Below are 7,965 nucleotides of genomic sequence, written 5' to 3' on the forward strand. Positions count from 1 at the left end.
ATGATTAGAATTATGCTTAACAGAATAAAAAAATAAATTTTAAACAACCTCTAAAGTTAAACATAAGATAGCCAGTATATTATTAAGAAATAGTGGTGTCAGAGATGTTGAGGTTATTTTAGGCGTAAGCCGAAACTGTGTGATGCTTAAAGTATCCTATGAGTGTGTTGTTAAGCCCAAGCAAGAGCACTATAATCCGTGCAAATAGATGAAGATTGATTTTATGTAAAGCGCAAAAAGCGGAGGAAAAGATGGCTGATTTATACTTATGCTCCGGAAACTAAGGAGATAATCGGGTATGTTTTGGGAAAAAGGAACAAAAAAGCGGTTCAAAGGTTGCAAGATATGGTAGCGCACCTAAGTATAGACGAGATTTGTACGGATAATTAGGAGGCCTTTTCAGCTGTATTTGGGGGCGAAAATCATCGGATTAGTAAGCATCTAACAAAAGAAACAGAAGGCGTAAATAACTCATTAAGAGCCAGAAATAGAAGATTTGTCAGGAGGACTACTTGCTTTTCCAAGAAAATAGAGAGTCATGATGCCATGATTGCAATAATGATTCACCAACGAAACTATAGCTTTCATACTTTCTGAACCACAACCAGTTTTTTACAATAAAGTATTTTCTTGGGTCTTGTAAAAATCTTTTAATAAATTAGTTGCATTCAAACGAACAGATTGTTTGTTTGAAAAATCTTTTTTTTGTAAAAAAAAATCAAAATCAGCTAACAGAAGTTGTGTTGCATATTCCTTTATCCAGTGAAGATATTGATTTTCACGAAATTTAGAAAGATAATTATGTTGAATTAATGCTTGGTGTAAGGAATACAAATGTTGAAAGGCTTCTGCAATACCAAGTTGGGTATAAGCGGAGCAAATATCTACAATAGGAGTTATTCCGTTAGATTTTTTTTGTTGATAATGAACACTTTGCTGAAAGTCAGCTTGCGTGCGTTTGCAGCGGATAAGGTTATCGTTATCTGCTTTTGTTACCAAGAGATAATCAGCAAGTTCTACAATTCCCTTTTTGATTCCTTGCAGTTCGTCTCCGGAGCCGGCTTGGATTAGCAGTAAGAATAAGTCGGTCATACTGCTGACTTCGGTTTCAGACTGGCCTACGCCTACTGTTTCCACTATAATGAGGTCAAAGCCGGCAGCTTCACAGAGCAATATTGTTTCTCGAGTAGCTGTATGCGTACCCCCTAACTTTTTGCCGGCAGGGCTTGGCCGAATGAAGGCATTAGCTTGTTGGGAAAGTAACGCCATACGTGTTTTGTCCCCTAAGATACTTCCGCCGCTAATCGGGCTACTTGGGTCTATGGCCAACACCGCTACTTTCTTGCCCTGCATAATAGCATGATTACCAAAAACATCTATAAAGGAACTTTTTCCGACTCCCGGAGAGCCGGTAATTCCAAGCCGTAGAGATTTTCCTGAATAGGGAAGTATCTGGTCTATAATATTGGCTGCTCGCTTTTGGTCTTCAGAAAGGTGGCTCTCTAAAACCGTTATTGCTTGGCTTAAAATAGTTCTGTTTCCGGCCAAAATACCGGCTACATAAGTTTGAATAGGATGTCTTATCGGTGGCATTGGTTTATGAGAACAGCGTACCCTCTATGGGTGAAGATGGTCTTCCGTGATAAACCTTAGGGATTCGCCCCGCTTGGCGGGCTAAATAACCGGCTTCAATAGCTAATTTAAAGGCACGAGCCATCAAAACGGGGTTTTGAGCATCTGCAATGGCAGTATTCAGCAGCACAGCATCACAACCTAATTCAATGGCAATGGCGGCATCAGAGGCCGTCCCGATTCCGGCATCAATAATAACCGGAATAGACACCATATCCCGAATTAGCTGGATATTTTGCGGGTTTCGGACTCCCATTCCGCTGCCAATAGGTGCTGCTAAGGGCATCACAGCAGCGCAGCCTACCTCCTCTAAATACTTGCATAAAATAGGATCATCTCCGCAATACGGCAAAACAGTAAAACCAAGCCCTACAAGTTTTTCGGCAGCCTGAACCGTTGCAATAGGGTCAGGAAGTAATGTCTTTTCATCACCCAAGATTTCCAATTTAATCCAATTTACGCCGGTAGCTTCCCGAGCTAACTCTGCCGTTAAAATAGCATCTCGCACCGTATAGCACCCGGAAGTGTTGGGCAATACTTGATAACGCTCAAATAAATCCTGAGTCAAAAATGTATCTTGGGTATGTTGTAAATTTACCCGACGAATTGAAACCGTAAATATCTCTGCACCAGACTCCTGTAATGCTTCACGCCAAACCGCAGCACTGGGATACCCACCAGAACCAATCAATAATCTTGAACTAAATTCTTTTTCGCCGATTTTAAACGTTGATTGTTCGTTCATTTATATTTTTCAAACAGCCAAAATTACTAAAGGCAGAGGCTCTAAAAACCTACTTTTGGAGACTTTATTCAAAAAAATAGAGAATCTCTTATCTCTTTCCCTAAACTATGGTAAATTTTACCCCAAAAGTATTCAACTTTGTGGTTAGTTATGATATTAATCGCTGATAGCGGAGGGTCAAAAACAAACTGGGTACTTATTGATACAACGAATCAAAAAACGCAATATTTTCATTCACAGGGCTTAAACCCAAAAGTATTAACCAATGAAGCAATAGAGGCGGTTCTGAGAGATACTTTAAATGCTATCCAAACAGAGGCTATTTCAAACTGCTATTTTTATGGTGCAGGTATTTCTGATGAATTTAACCATCAGAAGGTACTTTCTTTGCTAAAACAATTTTTGCCGGATGCCGAAATTTTTGTTGAGCATGACCTACTCGGAGCAGCCAGAGCCGGTCTAAAAAAACAGCAAGGAAATACATTAATACTTGGAACAGGCTCTAACTCAGCATTTTATGACGGAAACTATATTGTTCAACAGGTGGGGGGGTATGGTTATCTCTTTGGTGATGAAGCCAGTGGCGCGTGGTTTGGAAAACAATTTTTGACCCAAACCTGCTCCGGATGTTATAAAGACTTAGCCCTAAGTTTTGAACAAATTTTAGGATTAAACTTTGTAGAATACAGAAATGCTGTGTACTTATCCAAAAGACCCAACGCAACCTTAGCTGCGGTATTCCCTTGGTTATTAGCACATCAAAACCATCTTTTAATTAATAATTTATTTCAAGAAGGTATTCGGGAGTTTTTACGGAATAGTATTATCCCGCATAAAACAGGTCTCAAAACAGCGATAATTGGCTCGGTCGGTTTTTTCTTAAAACAAATAATAACAGAGGAGTTAAAATCATTTTCAATTTATGATGTTTTATTCATACAAAATCCGTTGCCAGAATTGGTTCATTTTCATCAGATTAGCAAATGATTCAGGATTTTTCTACGGAGTCTGATGCTGGGATTTCCTTAGATTCGTTAGGTGTTTTAGATTTGTTGCGGCTACAGCAGGCTGCGGATGCCACCGTTGCTGATGCGGTGTTTTTGTGTTTAGAACAAGTAGCGCGGTTTATCGAAGTTTCTGCTATCCGCATGCGGCAGGGAGGACGGCTGTTTTATATCGGTGCCGGCACAAGCGGCCGCTTAGGGATTGTGGATGCCTCTGAATGCCCGCCTACCTTTGGAGTTCCGCAAGGGCGCGTTATCGGAATTATTGCCGGCGGAGATACCGCAATCCGAAAAGCTGTCGAATTTGCTGAAGATAACTTAGCACAAGGCTGGCTTGACTTGCAGGAATATCAATTTGATTGTAAGATAGATACTTTATTAGGAATTTCGGCGTCAGGAAAAACGCCTTATGTGCTGGGTGCGGTAACAACTGCCCGTAAATACGGTTCCGCAGTCGGATGTTTAGTTTGTAACCTAAATTCAGCAATTGCCAATGCCGTAGAATTTCCCATTGAGGTAATAACAGGGCCGGAAATACTACGTGGCTCAACACGCTTAAAAGCCGGAACAGCCCAAAAAATGATACTCAATCAAATTTCAACCGGAATATTTGCCCAACTCGGACATATAAAAGGTAATCTTATGATAGATATGCAACTAACAAACCATAAACTAATTGACCGAGGCACACGCTTTATTGCAGAACAAACTGGATTGAGCTATGCAGAAGCAAAAATGTATCTGCTGAAACATCAATCTGTTCGAGCAGCTTTGGCCGCTATTCTTACGTAATTATGTGCGGAATAGCTGCTATATTATGCCGTGATACCCGATTATATGTCCGCGAAATTTTGGCCATGACACGCTCTCTGGCGCATCGCGGCCCCGATGATTCCGGATTCATTATCGCAACTCCGCAAAACTTAATCCCAGCCGGTGATGAATCCTCAAAAGTTACCTTACCCAACATCCTATCCTTAGAAAACCAATCCGGTACAGCATTTTTAGGGCACCGAAAATTAGCTATCCTCGATAAAAGCCCACAAAATCATCAACCTTTTTTGGATAGTTCCGGAAATTATGCCCTCATCTTTAATGGAGAAATCTATAATTTTAAAGAACTTCGGCACTCATTAAAACAAAAAGGAATCTTTTTCAAAACACAAGGAGATACAGAGGTTTTGCTCCATTGGCTAATTCAATACGGTGCCGAAGGGATAAGCAGTTTGAACGGTATGTTTGCCTTTATTTTTTGGGATAATATCCGGCAAAATGCTATTGCTGCACGGGATATAGTTGGTATGAAACCACTTTATTTGGGATATGAAAAAAACTTTTCCTGCCTTGCCTCTGAATACAAGGCTTTTTTTGCCTCAAAATTATGGGATTTACAAATTAATGAATCAGCGGTAGCGGAATACCTATGGCGCGGAAAGACAGCCCAAAGTTTTTACACCAATATAGAAGAAATACCGGCAGGAAGTTTTATTGAATTTACAAACGGCATCGCTAAACCGGCACAGAAATATCGTAAGGTATTGATTAATAATAATTTTGAGATACCTACAAGAGCTAAAACACAGCAATATGCAGATGAAATTCGAGATAAAGTAATACAGGCTAATTTAGCACATCAAGTGGCAGATGTGCCAATAGGACTTGCCCTAAGCGGGGGAATAGACAGTTCTTGTCTTTGGGCAGCCAGTCGGCAAAAGCCCACTTTTTGTTTTACCGTATCTTGGCCAAACTGGAATAAAGATGAACGCCATTTTGCAGAAAACATAACTCAACAGAGTGATTGCCGGCATATATTCATCAACCCAACTCAGGAGCAGTTTTTGTTAGACTTACCGGATTTTATTCGAGCACAGGAAGTTCCAACGGGGTCATTATCCGTTTATGCACAATTTTGCCTAATGCGTGCTGCCAATACAGCACAAGTTCCGGTGTTGATTGACGGGCAGGGCGGAGATGAACTCTTTGCCGGATACCACCGCTTTTATATCCCATGGATGGCAGAATACATTCACAATAAGCCCTCCCATTTTGCCAGAGAATTATTTCAGCAAAGAAGTTTTTCTTGGGTTTTTGAATATCTTTCAACTTATGCAGAACCCTATAAATCAATCATCAAATCGTTACATCCATTAGCTCAGTGGATATTATTGCCCTATTCGCAGCGTAAGTCTAATCGGTTTTTTAGCCTAAATACGGCGTTATTTGACTCATTGCAGGTGAGTTCTTTACCCACACTCTTACGATATGCTGACCGAAATGCAATGTGGTTTTCTATAGAAAGCAGAAGCCCCTTTGCAGATGATATACCGCTTATTTCCTACCTTTTCCAAGTGCCCGGTATGTTCAAAATACAGCATTTTACAGCTAAAATTTTACTGAAACATGCTTTCCAAAAAGAACTTCCGCAGCAAATATTGATGCGAACAGATAAAATCGGCTTTGAGGCACCAATTAATATATGGATGCGGCAATTGCCATTTCCCAACCATAATTTTCATTATAGCCAAAAATGGCTGAATATTAGCAATTTAGAAAAAGAATGGGAACTTATTAAGCGAAAAACTCCGGCTGCTTTGTTGTGGCGAATATTAAGTGTGTTATACTGGGAAAAATATGTCTTGTCTAATTATGGAGCTAATTTCCAAACGTGATTTAGTTTTTCTTACGGAATCAGAAAAACACAGTTATTTTTGATTCCGTAACATTTTGGGGGGAATTATTGGGCATTCCAGCCGCCGTCTATGGGGATGGCTGCTCCGGTGATTAAATTTCCGTGTTCAGAAGCTAAAAACAGGCATAATGCACTTACAGATTCAATAGATATAAAGTCTTTGATGGGCTGTTTGTGCAGCATTATTTTTTGGATAACTTCGTCTTCGGGTATTTCGTGTGATTTTGCTTGGTCTTTAATTTGGTTTTCTACGAGTGGTGTTCTTACATATCCCGGGCAAATTGCGTTGCAAGTAATTCCATAGGGAGCACCTTCCAAAGCAATAACCTTAGAAAATCCTATAATTCCGTGTTTAGAAGCCACATAAGCCGATTTATATTCAGAAGCTGCTAAGCCGTGGGCAGAAGCTATATTCAAGATTCGGCCAAATTTACGGTGTTTCATTCCAGAAAAAACTGCTTTTGTAGTATAAAACGCCGAAGTCAAATTAACTCCAATAATATCATTCCATTTTTCGGCAGGGAAATTTTCTATGGGAGCAACGTACTGTATGCCGGCGTTGTTTATCAAAACATCTATTTTCCCAAAGGCCGTTTCCGTTTCTTGTATCATCTGAATAACTTGTTCCGCGTGAAGCATATTGGCTCCGGAAAAAAGAACAGTTACTTTAAACTCTTGTGCTATATTAGCTGCTATCTCTGCGCCATTAGTTTCTAACCCATTCATCATGAGGTCATAGCCGGCTTTTGCAAATTCTTTTGCAATACCTAAGCCTATTCCGCTGCTGCTGCCGGTGATAACGGCTACTTTTTTTTTCACTTATTGGATATTTTTGAAAGATATTCTAATCTGATAGAACTCAGCTGTATATGAAGGATAAATTATGATAAACGTAATGAATGCTATCAACAAATGTTTCCACAATATATTTAGGCGACAGCCAAATTATGTGTTTTTATTTTTTTCAATTTCTTGTTTGATAGCTTGTTCACATTCAGCGGCTATTTCTTCGGATGTTTTATTTTTTCTATTAATAAGCGGAAGCGGAGTGAGTGTTATTTTGATGCCATAAGGAGTAGGTAGGGAGTTATAGCGCATTGTTTCCCAAGAGCCGCTGATTACTAATGGGAGAATTTGGGCGTTTGGTGTAGCATTGAGTAGTTGAATAGTGCCGGTTGTCTTGAATGGTTTTAACACTCCGTTTCGTGAGCGAGTACCTTCGGGAAAAATGCAGCCGGCAAAATTGTTTTTTTCAAGGTATTTCCCAAAATCAGCAATAAGTTGAACGGCTTCAGCGGCATCGCCTCGGTTTATGGCAATGGAACCACCATGACGAATGTTGTAAGAAATACTTGGAATACCATGCGCCAGTTCCCGTTTAGAAATATATTTTGGATGATATTTCCGAAATACCCAGCCGATAATCGGAATATCAAACATACTTTGATGATTTGATATGATAATCAAAGGTTTATCGGTACTAAGCTCTTTAGGTAGCGGATTGCACCGTAACCGAAGCCCCATCACTATCTGTAAATTTAAAATCATACAGATTTCCATCGCATCTACAACTTTTTTGTGCGCATGATAACCCAATAAACGTAAAGCTATTATCTGAAGAACATGGAATATCAGAATAATTAAAATAAAAAATAGTGCGTGAAATGGAGTAAAAATCCAGCCAAGTATTTTTTTCATTTAAAAAGTTAATTTTTCGCAAATTATGGTTTTATACTTGGATAATCCAAAAATTGAGCATTGCAAATCGAAAGTTTTTTGGGTTGTGATTTAGAAATCATGAAAGTGCTGATAAAGCATCTTTTCAGCCCATTTTTGGTTTCCTATTATACGATAGTGAAAAATAAACAAGACCAATATTTTGCATATTGGATTTT

The 7,965-nt window shown here is 39.4% G+C and carries 7 protein-coding genes and 1 pseudogene; 4 read left to right on the forward strand and 4 right to left on the reverse strand.

The genetic code is table 11. The features are described 5' to 3' along the window. Window positions 1-255: 255 nt before the first annotated feature. A pseudogene (locus LC115_06380) lies at window positions 256-597 on the forward strand (hypothetical protein). 15 nt (window positions 598-612) lie between these two features. Here the strand turns inward: LC115_06380 and meaB are convergent. Both meaB and LC115_06390 read right to left on the reverse strand, forming a co-directional pair. Beyond that, window positions 613-1,593 carry a methylmalonyl Co-A mutase-associated GTPase MeaB gene (meaB, locus tag LC115_06385; GenBank protein ID MCZ2356302.1) on the reverse strand — a complete coding sequence of 327 codons (981 nt, stop codon included), beginning with the start codon at window positions 1,591-1,593 and terminating at the stop codon, window positions 613-615. 4 nt (window positions 1,594-1,597) lie between these two features. After that, on the reverse strand, window positions 1,598-2,377 hold the full coding sequence (locus LC115_06390) for a thiazole synthase (protein ID MCZ2356303.1): 780 nt from the start codon (window positions 2,375-2,377) through the stop codon (window positions 1,598-1,600). A gap of 150 nt (window positions 2,378-2,527) precedes the next feature. Here LC115_06390 and LC115_06395 point away from each other — a divergent pair, with 150 nt between their 5' ends. From LC115_06395 to asnB, 3 genes are read left to right on the forward strand one after another with little or no spacing between them, the layout of a single operon-like run. Continuing rightward, complete coding sequence (locus LC115_06395) at window positions 2,528-3,364, forward strand: hypothetical protein (GenBank protein ID MCZ2356304.1); 837 nt, start codon at window positions 2,528-2,530, stop codon at window positions 3,362-3,364. Continuing rightward, window positions 3,361-4,173, forward strand: a complete 813-nt coding sequence (locus LC115_06400) for an N-acetylmuramic acid 6-phosphate etherase (GenBank protein MCZ2356305.1) — start codon at window positions 3,361-3,363, stop codon at window positions 4,171-4,173. The genes LC115_06395 and LC115_06400 overlap by 4 nt, the downstream gene beginning before the upstream one ends. A gap of 2 nt (window positions 4,174-4,175) precedes the next feature. Further along, entirely contained in the window at window positions 4,176-6,050 is a 1,875-nt protein-coding gene (gene asnB / locus LC115_06405) for an asparagine synthase (glutamine-hydrolyzing) (protein MCZ2356306.1), read from the forward strand. Between the two features lie 65 nt (window positions 6,051-6,115). On the opposite strand, the gene LC115_06410 is transcribed toward asnB, so the two are convergent. Together LC115_06410 and LC115_06415 are read right to left on the reverse strand one after the other, a co-directional pair. Beyond that, complete coding sequence (locus tag LC115_06410; GenBank protein MCZ2356307.1) at window positions 6,116-6,889, reverse strand: 3-hydroxybutyrate dehydrogenase; 774 nt, start codon at window positions 6,887-6,889, stop codon at window positions 6,116-6,118. A 126-nt stretch (window positions 6,890-7,015) separates the two neighbouring features. Continuing rightward, window positions 7,016-7,768, reverse strand: coding sequence for a 1-acyl-sn-glycerol-3-phosphate acyltransferase (locus LC115_06415; protein MCZ2356308.1), 753 nt, complete (start codon window positions 7,766-7,768; stop codon window positions 7,016-7,018). Window positions 7,769-7,965: the final 197 nt, after the last annotated feature.

Source organism: Bacteroidia bacterium (assembly GCA_026932145.1).
Taxonomy (GTDB): Bacteria; Bacteroidota; Bacteroidia; order J057; family JAIXKT01; genus JAIXKT01.

Excerpts from the sequence above, each read along its gene's own strand:
- meaB (MCZ2356302.1), bottom strand. The coding sequence starts at position 1,593 with ATGCCACCGATAAGACATCCTATTCAAACTTATGTAGCCGGTATTTTG.
- LC115_06390 (MCZ2356303.1), bottom strand. The coding sequence starts at position 2,377 with ATGAACGAACAATCAACGTTTAAAATCGGCGAAAAAGAATTTAGTTCA.
- LC115_06395 (MCZ2356304.1), top strand. The coding sequence starts at position 2,528 with ATGATATTAATCGCTGATAGCGGAGGGTCAAAAACAAACTGGGTACTT.
- LC115_06400 (MCZ2356305.1), top strand. The coding sequence starts at position 3,361 with ATGATTCAGGATTTTTCTACGGAGTCTGATGCTGGGATTTCCTTAGAT.
- asnB (MCZ2356306.1), top strand. The coding sequence starts at position 4,176 with ATGTGCGGAATAGCTGCTATATTATGCCGTGATACCCGATTATATGTC.
- LC115_06415 (MCZ2356308.1), bottom strand. The coding sequence starts at position 7,768 with ATGAAAAAAATACTTGGCTGGATTTTTACTCCATTTCACGCACTATTT.